General features: G+C 64.4%; 17 protein-coding genes. 13 read left to right on the top strand and 4 right to left on the bottom strand.

Annotated features, from left to right (window positions below):
• Positions 1-222: 222 nt before the first annotated feature.
• The 13 genes from AC07SZ_RS13520 to AC07SZ_RS13460 all read left to right on the top strand — a co-directional run bounded on the left by AC07SZ_RS13520 (position 223) and on the right by AC07SZ_RS13460 (position 12,842).
• Positions 223-2,157, top strand: coding sequence for a bifunctional 5-dehydro-2-deoxygluconokinase/5-dehydro-2-deoxyphosphogluconate aldolase (locus AC07SZ_RS13520; protein ID WP_172371222.1), 1,935 nt, complete (start codon positions 223-225; stop codon positions 2,155-2,157).
• A 34-nt stretch (positions 2,158-2,191) separates the two neighbouring features.
• On the top strand, positions 2,192-4,042 hold the full coding sequence (gene iolD, locus AC07SZ_RS13515) for a 3D-(3,5/4)-trihydroxycyclohexane-1,2-dione acylhydrolase (decyclizing) (protein WP_056568820.1): 1,851 nt from the start codon (positions 2,192-2,194) through the stop codon (positions 4,040-4,042).
• A gap of 101 nt (positions 4,043-4,143) precedes the next feature.
• Positions 4,144-5,061, top strand: a complete 918-nt coding sequence (gene iolE, locus AC07SZ_RS13510) for a myo-inosose-2 dehydratase (RefSeq protein ID WP_494914630.1) — start codon at positions 4,144-4,146, stop codon at positions 5,059-5,061.
• 43 nt (positions 5,062-5,104) lie between these two features.
• Positions 5,105-5,314: a DUF3329 domain-containing protein gene (locus AC07SZ_RS13505; RefSeq protein ID WP_494914628.1), complete on the top strand. Its 210-nt coding sequence runs from the start codon at positions 5,105-5,107 to the stop codon at positions 5,312-5,314.
• Positions 5,315-5,636: 322 nt separating this feature from the next.
• Positions 5,637-6,449 carry a 5-deoxy-glucuronate isomerase gene (gene iolB / locus AC07SZ_RS13500; protein WP_494914627.1) on the top strand — a complete coding sequence of 271 codons (813 nt, stop codon included), beginning with the start codon at positions 5,637-5,639 and terminating at the stop codon, positions 6,447-6,449.
• Positions 6,450-6,602: 153 nt separating this feature from the next.
• The gene (locus AC07SZ_RS13495) at positions 6,603-7,310 is read left to right on the top strand and encodes a DUF1045 domain-containing protein (protein ID WP_172371224.1); all 708 of its coding nucleotides are present in this window, start codon (positions 6,603-6,605) and stop codon (positions 7,308-7,310) included.
• Between the two features lie 36 nt (positions 7,311-7,346).
• Entirely contained in the window at positions 7,347-8,486 is a 1,140-nt protein-coding gene (locus tag AC07SZ_RS13490) for an alpha-D-ribose 1-methylphosphonate 5-triphosphate diphosphatase (protein ID WP_494914626.1), read from the top strand.
• Entirely contained in the window at positions 8,483-9,112 is a 630-nt protein-coding gene (gene phnN, locus AC07SZ_RS13485) for a phosphonate metabolism protein/1,5-bisphosphokinase (PRPP-forming) PhnN (RefSeq protein ID WP_056568801.1), read from the top strand. The genes AC07SZ_RS13490 and phnN overlap by 4 nt, the downstream gene beginning before the upstream one ends.
• Positions 9,113-9,302: 190 nt before the next feature.
• Positions 9,303-10,058, top strand: coding sequence for a COG4280 domain-containing protein (locus AC07SZ_RS13480; protein WP_494914625.1), 756 nt, complete (start codon positions 9,303-9,305; stop codon positions 10,056-10,058).
• Positions 10,055-10,270: a hypothetical protein gene (locus AC07SZ_RS13475; RefSeq protein WP_056568795.1), complete on the top strand. Its 216-nt coding sequence runs from the start codon at positions 10,055-10,057 to the stop codon at positions 10,268-10,270. The genes AC07SZ_RS13480 and AC07SZ_RS13475 overlap by 4 nt, the downstream gene beginning before the upstream one ends.
• A 335-nt stretch (positions 10,271-10,605) precedes the next feature.
• On the top strand, positions 10,606-11,415 hold the full coding sequence (locus AC07SZ_RS13470; protein WP_056568793.1) for a transporter substrate-binding domain-containing protein: 810 nt from the start codon (positions 10,606-10,608) through the stop codon (positions 11,413-11,415).
• Between the two features lie 65 nt (positions 11,416-11,480).
• Positions 11,481-12,146: an amino acid ABC transporter permease gene (locus AC07SZ_RS13465; RefSeq protein ID WP_494914624.1), complete on the top strand. Its 666-nt coding sequence runs from the start codon at positions 11,481-11,483 to the stop codon at positions 12,144-12,146.
• Positions 12,147-12,149: 3 nt separating this feature from the next.
• The gene (locus AC07SZ_RS13460) at positions 12,150-12,842 is read left to right on the top strand and encodes an amino acid ABC transporter permease (RefSeq protein WP_494914623.1); all 693 of its coding nucleotides are present in this window, start codon (positions 12,150-12,152) and stop codon (positions 12,840-12,842) included.
• A gap of 9 nt (positions 12,843-12,851) precedes the next feature.
• On the opposite strand, the gene AC07SZ_RS13455 is transcribed toward AC07SZ_RS13460, so the two are convergent.
• Genes AC07SZ_RS13455 through AC07SZ_RS13440 form a run of 4 tightly spaced genes read right to left on the bottom strand, consistent with a single transcriptional unit; the run spans position 12,852 to position 17,235 of the window.
• Entirely contained in the window at positions 12,852-13,733 is an 882-nt protein-coding gene (locus tag AC07SZ_RS13455; protein ID WP_494914622.1) for an SMP-30/gluconolactonase/LRE family protein, read from the bottom strand.
• 2 nt (positions 13,734-13,735) lie between these two features.
• Positions 13,736-14,704 (bottom strand): ABC transporter permease, encoded by a 969-nt coding sequence (locus AC07SZ_RS13450; RefSeq protein ID WP_172371229.1) that lies wholly within the window; start codon positions 14,702-14,704, stop codon positions 13,736-13,738.
• A complete protein-coding gene (locus AC07SZ_RS13445) occupies positions 14,701-15,729 on the bottom strand; it encodes an ABC transporter permease (RefSeq protein WP_494914620.1) in 1,029 nt (342 codons plus the stop codon). The genes AC07SZ_RS13450 and AC07SZ_RS13445 overlap by 4 nt, the downstream gene beginning before the upstream one ends.
• A gap of 3 nt (positions 15,730-15,732) precedes the next feature.
• Entirely contained in the window at positions 15,733-17,235 is a 1,503-nt protein-coding gene (locus AC07SZ_RS13440; RefSeq protein WP_494914618.1) for a sugar ABC transporter ATP-binding protein, read from the bottom strand.
• Positions 17,236-17,266: the final 31 nt, after the last annotated feature.

Raw genomic sequence — 17,266 nt, 5'->3', positions numbered from 1 at the left:
TGTCTTCGGCGGGCGCGGGCCAGGCTCAAAATCAGGCGCTGCCTCCTGCTTCCCACGCTCCCACCGCGGGATCATGATTCCGTACTTTTCGATGCGGGAATGGTCATTCCATATTGACTATGGATTGGAATTATTATTTCATATTCCCGGCACCACGCTGCCGCTCGCGCGTGTTACCCAAACAAATGTTGTTCCTGACAACAAGACCGACGGGAGGTTCCAATGAGCGAAGCCGTGGATTTGAAACAGGCGCCGCTCGACGTCATCACCATCGGTCGCGCTTCCGTCGACCTCTATGGCCAGCAGATCGGCTCGCGGCTGGAGGACATCACCTCTTTCGCCAAGTCGGTCGGCGGCTGTCCGGCCAACATCTCGGTCGGCACGGCCAGGCTCGGCCTGCGCTCGGCGCTGCTGACGCGCGTCGGCGACGAGCAGATGGGCCGCTTCATCCGCGAACAGCTCAAGCGCGAAGGCGTCAACACCGACGGCCTGAAGACGGACAAGGAGCGCCTGACGGCTCTGGTGCTGCTCTCGGTCGAGAGCGAAGGCGTCTCGCCGATGATCTTTTATCGCAGCGACTGCGCCGACATGGCGCTGGCGCCGGAGGATATCGACGAGGCGTTTGTCGCTTCGGCGCGTTCGATCGTCGTCACCGGCACGCATTTTTCCCGCCCCAACAGCGACGCCGCCCAGCGCAAGGCGATCCGCATCATGAAGGCCAGGGGCGGCAAGGTTGTCTTCGATATCGACTATCGGCCCAATTTGTGGGGCCTCGCCGGCCATGCCGAGGGCTTCGAGCGCTATGTCAAGTCGGACCGCGTCTCGGCCCAGCTGAAGACGGTGCTGCCCGATTGCGATCTCATCGTCGGCACCGAGGAAGAGATCATGATCGCCTCGGGCGCAGACGACTGCCTGAGCGCGCTGAAGACGATCCGCGCACTGTCCTCGGCCACCATCGTATTGAAGCGTGGCGCCATGGGCTGCATCGTCTATGACGGACCGATCAGCGACGATCTGGAAGACGGCATCGTCGGCAAGGGCTTCCCGATCGAGATCTACAATGTGCTGGGTGCAGGCGACGCTTTCATGTCCGGCTTCCTGCGCGGCTGGCTGGGTGGGGAAGACCATGCGACGGCGGCGACCTGGGCCAATGCCTGCGGCGCGTTTGCCGTGTCGCGGCTGCTGTGCGCGCCGGAATATCCGACCTTCGAGGAACTGCAGTTCTTCCTCAAGAACGGCAGCAAGCACCGGGCCTTGCGCAAGGACGAGGCGATCAACCACATCCATTGGGCAACGACCCGCCGGCGCGACATCCCCTCGCTGATGGCGCTCGCCTGCGACCATCGTGTGCAGCTCGAGGACGTGGCGGTCAAGGCCGGCGCCGATCCGGCGCGCATCCGCGATTTCAAGGTTCTGGCGGTCAAGGCGGCGGCCAAGGTCGCGGCCGGCCGCGACGGCTACGGCATGCTGATCGACGAGAAGCATGGCCGCGAGGCGATGTTTGAATTCGCCAGGCACCCCTTCGCCTGGCTTGGACGGCCTGTCGAACTGCCGGGTTCGCGGCCACTGCGCTTCGAATTCTCGCAGGACATCGGCTCGCAACTGGTGGAATGGCCGGTCGATCACTGCATCAAATGCCTGTGCTTTTATCATCCCGACGATCCGGCGGCGCTCAAGGAAGAACAGCAGCAGAAGCTGCGCGCGCTGTTCGAGGCGGCACGGAAAGTCGGCCGGGAACTGCTCATCGAGATCATCGCCGGCAAGCACGGCAAGCTCGACGACACCACCATTCCGCGCGCGCTGGAGGAGCTTTATGCGCTTGGCATCAAGCCCGACTGGTGGAAGCTGGAGCCGCAGGCATCGAGCGGCGCCTGGGCCAGGATCGAAACGGTGATCCTGAAGCATGATCCGTGGTGCCGCGGCATCGTCCTGCTTGGCCTGGAAGCCCCGCAGGACGAGCTGGAGGCGGCTTTCGCCGCCACCGCCAAGGCGCCCATCGTCAAGGGCTTTGCCGTCGGCCGCACCATCTTCGTCCACGCGGCCGAGGAGTGGCTGGCCGGCAGGATGTCGGATGACGAGGCTGTCGCCGACATGGCGTCGCGCTTCGAACAGCTGACCGAGGCGTGGCTTGCCGCGCGCGGACGCAAGGCGGCATAAGAAGGCGCGGCACAAGGACTGCGGAGGAAACACAATGAGCAAGACAATCCGCCTGACGATGGCGCAGGCGCTGACCCGCTTCCTGTCCCGCCAGATGACGGAGATCGACGGCAAAAAAGTGCCGATCTTCGGCGGCGTCTGGGCGATCTTCGGCCACGGGAATGTCGCCGGCATCGGCGAGGCGCTCTACCAGGTGCGCAACGAATTGCCGACCTTTCGCGCCCACAACGAACAGGCGATGGCGCATGCGGCGATCGCCTACGCCAAGGCCAATTTCCGCCGCCGCTTCATGGCCGCGACCTCGTCGATCGGCCCCGGCGCGCTCAACATGGTCACGGCCGCGGCGCTTGCCCATGTAAACCGGTTGCCCGTCCTGTTTTTGCCCGGCGACGTCTTTGCCAATCGCATCCCCGACCCGGTGCTGCAGCAGGCCGAGGATTTTTCCGATGGTACGGCAACGGTCAATGACTGTTTCCGCCCGGTGTCGCGCTATTTCGACCGCATCACCCGGCCTGAGCAGATCATCCCGGCACTCAGCCGTGCCATGCAGGTGCTGACCGATCCGGCCGATTGCGGACCGGTGACGCTGTCGCTTTGCCAGGATGTACAGGCCGAGGCCTATGAGTATCCCGAGAGCTTCTTTGCCGAGCGGGTCTGGCACCCGCGCCGGCCGCGCCCGGATCGCCACGAGCTTGCCGCCGCTGTCGCAGCACTCAAGGGCGCGAAGAAGCCGCTGGTGATCGCCGGCGGCGGCGTGCTGTATTCGCAGGCCTCGAAAGAACTGGCGACATTCGCCGAGGGCGCCGGCATTCCGGTCTGTGAGACGCAAGGCGGCAAGTCCTCGCTGCCGGACGATCATCCGCTCAACATGGCGGCGGTCGGCGTCACCGGCACTTCGGCGGCCAACCGGCTCGCGGAAGAGGCAGATGTGGTGATCGCCATCGGCACGCGCCTGCAGGATTTCACCACCGGCTCGTGGGCGCTGTTCAAGAATTCCGGCAAGACCATCATCGGGCTGAACGTCCAGCCTTTCGATGCCGGCAAGCACCGGGCGCTGCCGCTGGTCGCCGACGCGGCCGAGGGGCTTGCTGAACTCGGTGCCGCGCTGAAGGGGTGGAAGGCGCCTGCCGCCTGGACCGACAATGCTGCCACCGGCAAGAAGGAATGGCAGGCCGAAGCGGCCAAGGTGACGGCGTCGACCAATGCCGCTTTCCCGTCCGACGCACAGGTGATCGGCGCCGTGCAGCGGGCCATGGGCTCAGGCGTCACCTTGCTGCATGCCGCCGGCGGTCTGCCGGGCGAGTTGCACAAGCTTTGGCAGGCCGGCGCGCCGGGCTCCTACCACGCCGAATACGGCTTCTCGACCATGGGTTACGAGATTGCCGGCGGGCTCGGCACCAAGATGGCCAAGCCCGGCGAAGAGGTCGTCGTCATGATCGGCGACGGCTCCTACCTGATGCTGAATTCCGAGATCGCCACCTCGGTGATGCTTGGTTTGAAGCTGACCATCGTGCTGCTCGACAACCGTGGCTATGGCTGCATCAACCGGCTGCAGATGGCGACAGGCGGCGCCAACTTCAACAATCTCCTGAAGGACGCGCGCCACGAGATCCTGCCCGACATCGACTTCGCCGCGCATGCGGCGAGCATGGGCGCGATATCAGAGAAAGTACCCTCGATCGCCGGGCTCGAAAATGCGCTGCAGAAGGCCAAGAAGAACGACCGCACCACCGTTGTGGTCATCGACACCGATCCGCTGGTCTCCACCGATGCCGGCGGCCATTGGTGGGATGTGGCGGTGCCGGAAGTCTCGGCGCGGTCGCAGGTCAACGCGGCGCGCAAGGCCTATGACGAGAAGCGCCAGATGCAGAGCGTCGGCGATTGATGCTAACTCCCTTCTCCCTATACGGGGAGAAGGTGCCGGCAGGCGGATGAGGGGCGGCGCCAGCGGCCAAACAATGAACTGTTCCAATCTGGAGTGACGACTTGAAAGCCAAACTGGGCATGTCCCCCATCGCGTGGTGGAACGACGATCTTGCGGAACTGAGCGATGACGTGTCGCTGGAGGAGTGCCTGCGCCAGTCGCGTTCGGCCGGCTTCACCGGCATGGAAATGGGCCGGCGTTTTCCCAACGACCCCGCCGTCATGCTGCCGATCCTGAAGGCAGCCGACGTGACGCTGTGCGGCGGCTGGTTTTCCGGAACGCTGGTCGATGAGGAGATGGGCAAGAACAAGGACCGCATCCAGCCGATGATCGACCTGTTCAAGGCGGTCAATGCGCCTTGCATCGTCTATGGCGAGGTCGGCCGCTCGATCCAGGGCGACCGCTCGAAGCCGCTGGTCACCAAGCCGAAACTCACCGGTGACGAAATGAAGGTCTATGGCAGGCGCCTGACCGAGTTCGGCGAATGGTGCGCCGAGCAAGGCATGCCGCTTTCCTATCACCACCACATGGCGGCGGTGGTCGAGACCGAGCCGGAACTCGATGCCTTCATGCGCCATTCCGGCGAAGGCATCCCGCTGCTGCTCGATGCCGGACATCTGGCCTTTGCCGGCGGCGACGTGCTGCGCGCCATCGACAACCACCATAAGCGCATCAGCCATGTCCATGTGAAGGATGTGCGCATGGACGTGATCGACAAGCTCGACCGCACGAAACAGTCCTTCCTCGACGCAGTGGCTCTCGGCGCCTTCACCGTGCCGGGCGACGGCTCGCTCGATTTCGGCGCCATCGTGCAGCGCTTCGCCGACCATGGCTATGAGGGCTGGTTCGTGGTCGAGGCCGAGCAGGACCCGAAAAAGAACCCGCCGCTCAAGATGGCGCAGGTCGGCCACAAGGAGTTGATGCGGGTGATGACGGCCGCCGGCTACACGGTGGAGACCCAGGGTTTTCCGAATGCCTGACGCGATGGGTTCACGACGAGGCAGGTTGCTGTAGATTGGCCCGATGAAAGATTCCGAACACCCGTTCTTCCGGCCCCTGTGGCGGCGTGTCGCCGTCGTCGCGGTCTGCGTCATCTGGTCGATCATCGAGTTCGCCACCGGCACGCCGTTCTGGGGCGTCATCGCGCTCGGCTTCGCCGGCTATGGCGTCTGGCAGTTTTTTTATCTGTACAAGCCGATCGAAGATAAGCCTCCGGTCAAGCCGACGGAGTAGAACGGTCCATGGCGCGGGCGTTTTGCGTATCGGATTCTGTGTGCATGACATCGCGTACGTTGGCGATTGGCTGGAACGCTCCTCACTTCGTCATCCTAGGGCGTGGCAAGGAGCGTAGCGACGCAGCGCAGACCCTAGGATCCATGCCATGACGTTGAATGTGGTGTGACGGTGCAGAATTCCGTTCCGTCGCGCTTTTGGGCCGAGGTAACGGCATGGATCCTAGGGTCTTCGCGACGGAGCTTCGCTCCTGCTGCGCCCTAGGATGACGAAGTTGAGAGGCTTCGGCCAATCTCGAAGATTTGCGATAGGAGAGACAAAAATGTCGAAGCTGCTCGTGAAGGCCGACAAGGGCCATGGCCGCGTCGCTCATGTAACGCCGAAAAGCGCTGGCTGGACCTATGTCGGTTTCGACCTGCACCGGCTGCGGCCCGGCGAAAACGCGTCGGGAAAAACTGAAGACCGTGAAGTCTGCCTGGTGTTCATCACCGGCAAGGGCAAGGCGAAAGCCGGCGGCAAGGATCTTGGCCTGCTCGGGGGACGCATGTCGCCCTTCGAAGGCAAGCCGTGGTCGGTCTATATTCCCGAGGGATCGGACTGGTCGGTAACGGCCGATACCGAGCTGGAACTCGCGGTGTGCTCGGCGCCCGGTCTTGGCGGCGGCCTGCCGGTTCGGGTGATCGGACCCGACGATCTCGGCCAGGAAGTGCGCGGCAAGGGCACCAACACGCGCTACGTCACCAACATCCTGCCGGAAGGCAAGCCGGCGGACTCGCTGCTGGTGGTCGAGGTCATCACGCCCGGCGGCCACACGTCGAGCTACCCGCCACACAAGCATGACCAGGACAATCTGCCTGATGAATCCTATCTCGAGGAAACCTACTATCACCGTCTCAACCCGCCGCAGGGTTTTGCCTTCCAGCGCGTCTACACCGACGCCGACAAGAACGGCCATCGCGCGCTGGACGAAGCCATGGCGATCGAGGATGGCGATGTCGTGCTGGTGCCCAAGGGTTATCACCCCTGCGCCGCCTGCCATGGCTACGATCTGTACTATCTCAACGTCATGGCCGGGCCGAGGCGGACGTGGAAATTCCACAATGCCCCCGAGCACGAATGGTTGATGAAGGCCTGATCGTTCCGGCCGCGCCGGCTGAAGTTGTTGGTCCAGTTTGAAAAAATCGTCGGCTAAGGACCGCCTGGCGCGATTTGCCTTCGAAAACCCTTCAAAGCTTCGTCAATCCGTCATGGAAATCACCTATGGCAACGGATCTGACGAGGACTTCCCATGCGTTATGCCATCTATTTCACCCCCCGGCAGGACGAACCGCTGGCGCGGATCGCCGCCAATTGGCTGGGCCGCGACCCGTTCGGCGCGGCGACAAGGCCGGTCGAGGCCGTGGCCGATCTGGCGGCGGCGGAAGTTGCCTTCCACACAGCTTCGGCCCGCCGCTATGGCTTCCACGCGACGCTGAAAGCCCCCTTCCGCCTAGCCGCCAACGAGACGGAGACGTCGCTGCGCGCGGGGCTCGACCATTTTGCCGAGGCGACGCCTGTCGTGACGATACCGCGTCTCGTCGTCAGCCAGATCGACAGCTTCTTCGCGCTGGTGCCTGAAGGACCGTTGCCTTCGCTCAACCGTTTCGCCGACGAGGTCGTGCGCGACTTCGACCGCTTTCGCGCGCCACTGACAGAGGCCGAGATCGAGCGGCGCAGCCCCGATTCGCTGAAGCCGGCCGAGTTCCGCAATCTCTGCCAGTGGGGCTACCCCTATGTCTTCGAGACCTTTCGCTTCCATATGACGCTGTCGGGTCGGGTCGGGCCACAGGAAAGCCCCCGTCTTCGCCTGGCAATCGACAGCCTGTTCGCCGAAGTGCTGCAACAACCTGTGCTGGTGGACGCGCTGACGCTGTTTGTCGAAACCGAACCGGGGGCGCCTTTCATGGTGCTTTCCCAGCACGCGCTGGGACGCCGACCGGCCAGAAAAATCGCCTGAACAGGCCCTGCCCCAGATGATCAAGGACTGCCCGAAATGACCGCCGACACCGTTCTTTCCAACGCCCGTATCGTGCTAGCCGACGAGATCGTCGAGGGGTCGCTGGTGCTGCGCGACGGCTTCATCGCTGGCATCGATGCCGGCGCTGCCCGCACCGGCGACGACATGGGCGGCGACTATGTCATTCCGGGACTGGTCGAACTGCACACCGACCATCTCGAGGGCCATTACGCACCTCGGCCGAAAGTACGCTGGAACCCGATCGCGGCGGTGCTCGCCCATGACGCGCAGGTGGCGACGGCCGGCATCACCACCGTGCTCGACGCCTTGCGCGTCGGCATGGACGAGGACGCCGATCTTACCTTGGCCGATATCCGCAAGCTCGCCGATGCAATCGAGGACAGCGTCGCGCGGGATCGTCTGCGCGCCGATCATTTCCTGCATCTGCGCTGCGAGGTTTCGGCGCCCGACTGCCTGCAGGCCTTCGCCAATTTCGATAAGGACGACCGGGTCAAGTTGGCGTCGCTGATGGACCATGCGCCCGGCCAGCGTCAGTTCGTCAATCTCGAAACCTATGCCTACTACTACCAGCGCAAGCTGAAGCTGACCGACCGCGACTTCAAATTGTTCTGCGAGAAGCGGATGGCGGAATCGGCGCGCTATTCGGCGCCGAACCGCGCGGTGATCGCCGCTGCCTGCCAGGAGCGCGGCATCGTGCTCGCCAGCCATGACGACGCCACGTCGAGCCATGTCGACGAGGCGATCGAGCAAGGTGTGCGCGTCGCCGAGTTCCCGACCACCGAGGAAGCGGCGCGCGCCTCGAAGGCCGCGGGCCTGGGCGTGCTGATGGGCGCGCCCAACGTCATGCGCGGCGCTTCGCATTCGGGCAATGTCTCGGCGCGCACGCTGGCCAGCGACGGCCTGCTCGACATCCTGTCATCCGACTATATTCCGTTCAGCCTGATCCAGTCGGCCTTCTTCCTCGGCGACATGGTCGAAGGCATTTCGCTGCCGCAGGCGGTCGCCATGGTTTCGAAGAACCCGGCGGAAGCCGTTGGCCTCACCGACCGCGGCGTCATCGAACAGGGCCGCCGCGCCGACCTGGTGCGCGTGCGTGTCGATGACCATGTTCCGGTCGTGCGCACCGTCTGGCGGCAGGGACGCCGGGTCGCATGATGGTGTCGGCCTTGATCGAACGTGAATTGTCCGCCGAGACGTTTCCGATCCGCCACGGCGTCTTTGTCGCCGTCGTGGGGCCAAGCGGCGCCGGCAAGGACACGGTGATCGGCTACGCCCGCACGCTCTTTGCCGACGAGAGCCGGCTGGAGTTCGTCCGCCGCGTCATCACCAGGCCGAGCGATGCCGCGAGCGAGGATCACGACACGCTGGCCGACGCGGCCTTTGTCGAGGCCGAGGCCGACGGCGCCTTTGCCATCTCGTGGGAAGCGCATGGCTTGCGCTATGGCCTGCCTGCCGATGTCGACTGGTCGGTCGCCAATGGTCATGTCGCGGTCGCCAATGTGTCGCGCGCGATCATCCCCACCTTGCGCGAGCGCTATGCCAATCTGGCCATTGTCGAGATCACCGCCTCGCCTGATGTGCTGGCCGAGCGGCTGGCGATGCGCGGCCGCGAGTCGCGTGGCGAAGTGCTGGCGCGGCTGGCGCGCAGCGCCAACGTCACCCTGTCCGGCCCCGGCGTCACCTCGATCGACAACAGTGGCCAACGCGAGGTTGCCGGCGAACGTTTCGCCGAGCTGCTGCGCAAGGCGATGGCCTTCTCCGACATGTCGGGTATGATCTGATCCAACCGCGCATCCCGCAGCCGCGGTGTGCGGCCTCGATTGTCCTGAAGCGCCGCCCATTGGCGTTCACTTGCTTTCCCGCGGCTCCCGGAGCGCTATGTGGTGCGGACCATATATGTGATTCCGGGCCTCCCTTCCCGGGATTCCGCCCGGAAGCTTCGGGCCGGACGAGACAGGACAGGAAGCCTTGATGCAGACGCTGACACCCATGCTCTCGACGGTCACGGCGGCATTTCTCGCCTCCTTCGTCGAGGTCGTCGAAGCCTTTACCATCGTGCTTGCGGTCGGCGTGACGCGCGGCTGGCACCCGGCATTGACCGGTGCCGCCCTGGCGCTGGCGGTGCTGGCGGCCCTGGTGCTGGCGTTCGGACCGCTGCTGGCGCTGGTGCCGATCACCACACTGCAGTTCGTCGTCGGCGTCCTGCTCATCCTGTTCGGTATGCGCTGGCTAAGAAAGGCCATCCTGCGCAGCGTCGGCGTCATCGCCCTGCATGACGAGGCGGCGGCCTTCTCCAAGGAGACGGCCGCTCTGCACCAGCAGGCCAACGACCGCCGTGCCGACTACCTCGCCGGACTGGCCTCGTTCAAGGCGGTGCTGCTGGAGGGCGTCGAGGTGGTGTTCATCGTCATTGCCGTCGGCGCGGCGCACGGGCAGACGCTGTATGCCAGCCTGGGCGCGCTGGCGGCATTCATCCTTGTCATGCTAATCGGTCTGGCGGTCCACAAGCCGCTGGCGCGTGTGCCGGAGAATGCGTTGAAATTCGTGGTCGGGCTGATGCTGACCAGCTTCGGTATCTTCTGGACCGGCGAGGGCATCGGCGCCGACTGGCCGGGCACCGATCTCGCCCTGCTCGCCATCTTCGCCATCGTCGCGCTGGCGTCCTTTGCCATGGTGCGCTGGCTGCGCAGCACCTATCCCGCGGCCGCTGGAGGGCTCGCCCGATGAATGCCATTCGTCTTGTCGCCAGTGAATTCTTCGGCATGTTCGTCGATGACGGCAATCTGGCGCTGCTGGCGCTGGTGCTGGTGGCCGCCGTCGTGGCGGCGGTGAAGCTGCTGGCATTGCCGCCGCTCATCGGCGGCGCGCTGCTGCTGGTCGGCTGCCTTGCCATTCTGTTGCAAAGCGTTCGCCGCGCGGCACGCCAGACCGGTCGATAGCGGCAACGACCATGCGGCTCGATGCCTTGCAGGCATCAGCCGCGCTCATGATTCAGATGATCGTTAGCCATGCCGAAGAGACGCGCCGCGAGAGGCCCGTTTCTGCCAGCACTTGCGGTTATCAAGGCGATAGAAAAGAGCTGCCTGAACACTCATGGACAGGCGGGTAATATTATAATAGCATACCATTATAACTCGCAGAGGAAACGCTGCGTCCCCGGTTTGCAAGGGATGTCGGCGAGCGAGATCGATCTGTTTCAAATCCTCGGGCGGCGAGTGCGCCCCGCCCGAACGAAATCGACGCAAGGCGCCAGAAAAATGCATGGGAGGAAAACATGCGGACTTTCCTGAGAGGGGCCGGTGCCTTGCTGGCCGGCATCGTGCTGGCGATTGCGGCGCTGTTGCCATCGATCGCTTCGGCGCAGTCGGTCGAGGATATTATCGCGCGCGGCAAACTGGTCGTCGCCATCGACACCACGACGCCGCCCTACGGCTTTCTCGACGCCAATCTGAAGCCAACCGGCTTCGACGTCGAGGTCGCCAACAAGATGGGCGAGGCGCTCGGCGTGCCGGTCGAATTCGTCACCGTCACTTCGCCCGGCCGCATCCCGGCCTTGCTGACCAAGCAGGTCGACGCGGTGATCTCGATCTTCTCGATCACCCCGGCGCGCGCCATCCAGATCGACTATTCGATCCCCTATGCCGGCCAGTCGGCGGTGGTGATCGCTCCGAAAAGCACCAGTATCAAGGGTGTCGCCGACCTGGTCGGCAAGAAGGTCGGCCTGACGCGCGGCACCGGCGAGGACGGGTTGCTGACCAAGGCCGCCGAAGCCAATCCCGGCATCGAGATCCTGCGATTCGACGACTATTCCTCGCTGCTGCAAGCGATGGTGTCGGGCCAGATCGATGCCATGGGCGGTGGCGACTATGGCGAGATCTATCTGAAGAAGGCGCAGAACGGTGACGCCTTCGAGCAGAAATACGTGCTGAAGACCTTCTACTTCGGCATCGGCGTCGCCAAGGGCAACGACAATCTGCGGCAGTGGATCAACACCTGGCTGTTCACCATGAAGACCGACGGCACGCTGGATGCGCTGTCGATGAAGTACCGCAACCAACCACTGCCGGTACTGCCGGTTTTCTGATTTACACATCCGCAGTCGGGCGGGGCCAAGCCAGCCCCGCTTCCTCGACCTCATGACGGGATGCCATGCAAACCGCCCTGCAATTCGGCCCGATCCTCATCCATCTCGACTTGTTGCTGCGCGGCCTGGAAAAAACCATCCAGCTGGCGGCACTGTCGATCCTGTTCGGCACCGCCGTCGGCGTGCTCGGTGCCGTCGGCCGCAGCTTCGGGCCGCGCTTCGTGTCGTGGATCATCGCCGCCTATGTCGAACTTATCCGCAACACACCGCTTCTGATCCAGCTCTATTTCGTCTTCTTCTCGCTGCCGCTGTTCGGCTTCAAGCTGTCGAGCAACACGGCCGCCGTCGTCGCGCTGTCGATCCATCTCGGCGCCTACGCCACCGAGATATTGCGCGCCGGCATCGAAGCCATCCCGGAGGGACAGATCGAGGCGGCCAAGTCGCTCGGCCTCAGCCGCTACCGCATCATCCGCCATGTCGTGCTGGTGCCGGCGGCGCGAGCGGTCTACCCGTCGCTTTCGGCGCAGTTCATCCTGCAGATCATGGGGACGTCGATCGTCGGCGCGATCGCGGCGGAGGAACTGACGGCGGTCGCCAACAACCTTGTCATGCAGACCTTCAGGAGCTTCGAGGTCTACATCATCATCGCCATCATCTATTTCGTGCTGGTGCAGGTCGCCAGCCTGCTCTTCGCCGGCATCGGCAAGCTCGTGTTCCGCTGGAAGGTCTGAACCATGAGCCTGCGCGATTTCGGCCCCAACGAACTGATGTTCCTGCTGTTGGCGACACGCTGGACGATCCTTCTGGCGTTGGTCGCCTTTGCAGGCGGCGGCCTGATCGGTCTCATGGTCGCCGCGATCCGCGTGGCGCCGGCGCGGCCGCTGCGCTGGCTGGCCGCCGGCTACATCCAGTTCTTCATGGGCACGCCGATCCTGATCCAGCTGTTCATGGCCTATTACGGGTCATCCTTCCTCGGCTACAGGCCAGACCCGTGGGCGGCTGCGGCGGTGACGTTCTCGCTCAATGGCGGCGCCTTCTTCGGCGAGATCTTCCGCGGCGCCATCGAGGCTATACCCAAGGGACAATGGGAGGCCGCGACGGCACTCGGCTTCCGTTTTGTCAGGACGCTGCGGCTGGTGGTCATTCCCCAGGCAATACGGCTGATGCTGCCGCCGACGGTCGGCTTCATGGTGCAGATCGTCAAGACCACGTCGATCGCCTCGCTGATCGGGCTGACCGAGCTCGCCCGCGCCGCCACGCAGGTCAACACCGTGACTTTCCAGCCGGTATTGGTGTTCGGCACGGTATCGATCATCTACTTCGCGCTGTGCTGGCCACTATCGCTGTACGCCAGCTATCTCGAGCGTCGTTTCGCTACCGGAATGACACGGAAGGCCGAGACACCGCTGGTGATGTCGGCGGCTTGAGTAAGGACGTCAGCCCTTGAAGGCCGGCAGTGTCAGGCCCTTGACGCCGACGTCGAGCGCGAACAATCCGCCCGGGTTCTTCTGGCCGATGAAGTGGCTATCGGGACGCTTCAGCACGGCCGAGGTGACATAGAGGATGTCGAGGTCCTTGCCGCCGAACTCGCAGCAGGTCGGCAGGTCGGTCGGCAGCAGCACCGTCTGCATCAGCCGACCGTCGGGGTCGTAGCGGCAGATCTTGCTGGTCACCGGAATGGTCACCCAGTAGCAGCCGTCGGCGTCGACCGTGGCGCCGTCGGCGACGCCGCCGGTCACCGTCATGTCTATGAAGGTGCGGCGGTTCTCGATATCGCCGGTGGCGGGATCGAAATCATAGGCCCATACCGCGCCGGCATGGCTGTCGGAGAAATACATGGTCTTCGAATCCGGGCTCCAGGCAAGCCCGTTGGAGCAGCCGATGCCATCGATCATCTTGTGCACGGAGAGGTCTGGATCGAGCCGGTAGAGTGCACCGATGAATTCGATCGGCTGGCCCGGCACCTCGAACATCGAGCCCGCCCAGAAGCGGCCCTGGCGGTCCGGCTTGCCGTCATTGAAGCGGGTCTTCGGCATATGGGATTCCGGATCGACGATCGCCTCGAACCTGCCGGTCACAGGGTCGAAGAAATGAAAACCGTCGGTCATGGTCAGCACGAGGCCGCCCTTTTCGCGCAGGCCGAGGCAGCCGAGATATTCCGGTGTCTCGAAGGTCTCGTCCTTGCCGGTCGACGGATCGTAGCGATGGATCAGCTTCTTCCAGATGTCGATCCACCACAGCACGCCGGCCTGGGGGTCCCAGAGCGTCCCTTCGCCGAGCTCGGCCCTGGCGTCGACGACACAAGAAATTTCGACCATGGTCAGCCCTCTTTTCTGCGCAGCCTGCCGCCAAGCCCGGCGAAGGTTTCGCTGCCGATCGACACGGTAAGCAGGATCACCGCGCCGTAGACGACAAGCAGCGCGCCGCTCGACAGGTTCAGCGCCGGCAGCAGCCCGGTGAGGATGGTGAGCACCATGGCGCCGGCGACAGTGCCGAGATAGTGGCCGCTGCCCCCGAGGATCGAGGCGCCGCCGATGGCGACCGCGGCTATGGAGGTGAACAGATAGGCGTCACCCATGCCGAGATAGGCCTGGCCGGAATAACCGGTCAAAAGCATGCCGGCGAAGGCGGCGGTGAGGCCCGATATGACATAGGTGAGGATGGTGGTGCGCGCCGTCGGCACGCCGGAGAATTCCGCGACCGTGGCGCTGGTGCCCAAGGCATAGAGATGACGGCCGAACGCCGCCTTGGAGAGCAGCAGCGTTGCAACCAGCGTCAATGCCAGCCAGATCAATGCAATGACCGGAAAGCCGCCGATGCGGCCGACCGAGAGGAACTGGATCAGGGATGGTGCCGAGGGCGTCGGCGAGCCGCCGGTCAACACCAGGATCAGGCCTTGCAGGATGACGTTGGTGGCCAGCGTCATGATGATCGGCGGCACGCCGAACTGGGCGACGCCGAGGCCGTTTATCAAGCCGATGAACGCGCCGCCGCCAAGCAACAGCGGCATCACCCAGACCAGCGGCAGGTCCTGGCCGCCGCATAGCAGCGCCATGATGATGGCGGCCGAATTGAGCACCCAGGGTACCGACAGGTCGATGCCGCCACCGATGATGACGAAAGTCTGGCCGAGCGCGACGATGCCGACGAAGGCGGCAAGCACGACAGTCGAGCGCATGTTGGAGATCGACAGGAAGCCCGGCGAAAACAGCGCCGTGACCAGGAGCAGCACGACCATGCCGGCATAGGCGAGCACGATGAGGCGGTTACGGGCAAGGAAGGCGCTCATTGGACGCGGCTCCTCGCGGCTTTTTCGGCGACGGAACTGGCGAGCACCGAGAGCAGCAGGATGACGCCCGACGCGACCGGCTGCCAGTAGCTCGACACATGCAGGACGAAGACCAGATTGCCGATCAGGGTCAGCACGAAGGCGCCGATCAGCGTACCGGCAAGATGGCCACGACCGCCAAACAGGCTGACGCCGCCGATGACGGCCGCCGCCACCGAGGGCAGGATATAGTCCTTGCCGATGGTCGGCGAGCCGGCGCCGGTCTGCGTCACCAGGAACAGCGCAGCGCCGGCCGCGAACAGGCCCGACAGCCCATAGGTTACGAGGTTGACCCTTGTGATCGAGACGCCGGACAGGAAGGCCGATTTCTCGTTGGAGCCGGTCGCCTGGATGGCGATGCCGACGCGCGTCGCGCGAAACCACCACCAGAACACGAGCAGCGCCAGCAGCATCCAGACAGGGCTGGTCAGGCCGATGAGCTGTGCGGACGCGAAGCCGACCCACCAGCCGGGGACGCTGCCGCCATCTGTCGGCAGGATGATCATGGCGACGCCGTTGAGGATCGACCAGGTGGCAAGCGTCACCAGGAAGGGCTGCAGCCTGAGCAGCGAGATCAGCAGGCCGTTGAGCGCGCCGATGACGAAGCCGAGCGCCAGGATGACCAGCGCCCAAAGTGCCGTGGTCGACGGATCGTCGGTGAAGCGCGTTGCCGCGATCACCGTGCCGAGGCTGATCATGCCGCCGATCGACAGATCGATGCCACCACGCACCAGCACGATGGTCTGGCCGGTGGCCGCGAGCATCAGCGTCATTGCCGCCGCCGTGTCGAGGTTGAGCTCATCGAGCGAAAAGACACCGGACTGCAGGCTGCCGTAGATACCGATGATCAAGGCCAGCATCAGGCAGGCGACAAGGAAGGGCGCGCGGTCGAGCAACCGGCCGCGCCAGTCGATGCCGGGCTTGGCAGGTTTGATTTCGGCTGGCCTTTGCGCCATCTCCATGGGCTGCTCCGCGGACATCACCATGCCTCAGGCCGCCCTGGTTTCAAGCATGGCGGCGCGCAAAATCTGCTCCTCCGAAATCTGGTCCCCCTCCAGCGTCGCGGCGATGCGGCCGTTGCGCATGACCAGCACGCGGTCGGCGACATGGACGAGCTCCGGCATGTCGCTGGAATGGAACAGGATCGCGTAGCCCTTGGCCGCGAGGTCGCGCATCAGCTGGAAGATCTCGCCCTTGGTGCCGACATCGACGCCGCGCGTCGGATCGTAGAGCAACAGCACGCGCGCCTGCGTGAGCAGCATCTTGCCGAAGATCACCTTCTGCTGGTTGCCGCCGGACAAGGTGCCGGCTAGCTGCTCCGGCGTGCCGGCCTTGATGCGCAGGAAATCGACCATTTCCTTGACCAGAGCGGCTTCCTTTTGCCGGCTGAGCAATCCGTTCTCGGTAAAGCGCCTGATCACGGACAGCGTCAAATTTTCGCGCACGCTCTTGGTCAGGAGCAGGCCCTGCCCGCGCCGATCCTCCGGCACCAGCGCGATGCCGTCCTTGCCGGTCAGCGCCTGGCGAGGACTGCCGATCGAGGCGGGCTTGCCCCAAAGCTCCACCGCGCCGCTCGCTCTTGTGGCTCCGAACAGTGCCTGGAACAGCTCGCGCTGGCCGTGGCCCTGCAAGCCACCGACACCGAGAACTTCGCCCTCACGCAATGCGAAATCGACTCCGGAAAGCCGCCCGCCACTGGAGAAATTCCCGACCTTCAGCGCAATACGATCGGTGGCGGTGGCAATGCGCTCGGGATAGAGCCGGTCGAGATGCCGGCCGATCATCTGGGTGACGATCTCGTTGTCGGAAACGGCATTGGCTTCATGCGCGGCCACTGTGCTGCCATTGCGGAAGATGGTCAGCCGGTCGGCGATGGCGCGCACCTCGGCCATGCGATGCGAGATGAAGATGACCAGCCGGCCTTCGGCGGCCAGTTGCCGGGTGAGCTTCAGCAGCCATTCGGCTTCACGCGCCGGCAAAGCCGAGGTCGCCTCGTCGAGGATCAGGATGCGCGGCGCCTTGGCCAGGCCCTTGGCGATCTCGACGATCTGCCGTTCGGCCAGCGTCAGCCGCCGCAGTTCCTGGTCGGGGCGGAGTGCCGGGAAATTGTATTTTTCCAGCAGCGCCAACGTCTTGCGGCGCATCTGCGCGCGGTTGACCGTGCGCAGCAGCGTCCTTGGCTCGTGGCGGAACCAGATGTTCTGCTCGACGCTGAGATCGGGGATCAGCGACAATTCCTGGAAGACGGCGGCAATGCCAAGTGCCTGCGCGGCATCCGGATCGGCGGGACGATAGTCCTGGCCATCGACCAGGATCGAGCCGCCATCGTGCCGTACGGCGCCCGACAGGATCTGGATGAAGGTGCTTTTGCCCGCGCCGTTCTCGCCGAGCAGCGCGTGCACCTCGCCGGCGCGGGCGCTGAATGTCGCCTCGCTCAGCGCGACGATGCCGCCATAGCGTTTGGACAGGCCGTTGACGGTGACGAGGTCCATGAATGCGCCTTCGAAAAGCTCTCCCGACATC

It is taken from the genome of Mesorhizobium sp. GW821-FHT07A06 (assembly GCF_059419085.1).
This window is presented reverse-complemented; position numbering and strand designations above follow the sequence as displayed.